General features: G+C 72.1%; 1 rRNA gene. It reads right to left on the bottom strand.

Annotated elements, in window-relative coordinates:
- Positions 1–395: 395 nt before the first annotated feature.
- Positions 396–511, bottom strand: a 5S ribosomal RNA gene (rrf, locus tag HMPREF9452_RS11140).
- Positions 512–663: the final 152 nt, after the last annotated feature.

The following is a 663-nucleotide window of genomic DNA, read 5'->3' as shown; positions in this document are numbered from 1 at the left end:
GCGCCGCATCGCGGGCGGGGAGGCGGCGGGCGGGACATCTCCGCCGCCTCGGAGGGCGCGCCGGAACCGGTCTCGTCCCGGAGCCCGCGCTCCTCGACGGCGTCGGACGGGTCCTCCGGCTCGGCGGGCGCCGGCGACCCCACGAGCCCGGCGTAGGGGTTCGCGTGCTCCATGGCGGGATCGTCCCATCCGCCCGGACGCCCACCCGGAGGGATTGTCGCCAAACAAAGATCCGGGTGGGCGCTCGGGCGCATTCTCTGTTTGGCACGCATAAGGATAGCGCGGCCCGCAGGGCCGCGCTATCTATCACCTATCTGGGTGACTGTTAGATTGCAAAAAAAGAAGCGGGGCCCCGGAGGGCCCCGCTCTGCACCTATATTGAAGTGCCGTCCACCGGTCAGCGGCGCCCTGCTCTCCCACGGGCTTCCCCCGCAGTACCATCGGCGCTCGGCGGCTTAGCTTCCGGGTTCGGAATGGGTCCGGGCGTGCCCCGCCCGCCATGGCCGCTGACCGGTGGGCGGCGCTCCGCCCACCGCGAGGTGGTGTACTCGTCCCGGGGGGGACCCTCGTGCCCTGGGGGCCGCACAGCGAGGAGATGGACCTTGGGACCCGGCATCCGAACCGACCGGAAGCATCGCGCGGCACCCATGGGCGCCCACGTCG

It is taken from the genome of Collinsella tanakaei YIT 12063, from assembly GCF_000225705.1.
In the GTDB taxonomy this organism is placed as follows: Bacteria; Actinomycetota; Coriobacteriia; order Coriobacteriales; family Coriobacteriaceae; genus Collinsella; species Collinsella tanakaei.
The sequence above is the reverse complement of the archived record's forward strand: the minus strand, read 5'-3'. Positions and strand labels throughout refer to the sequence as shown.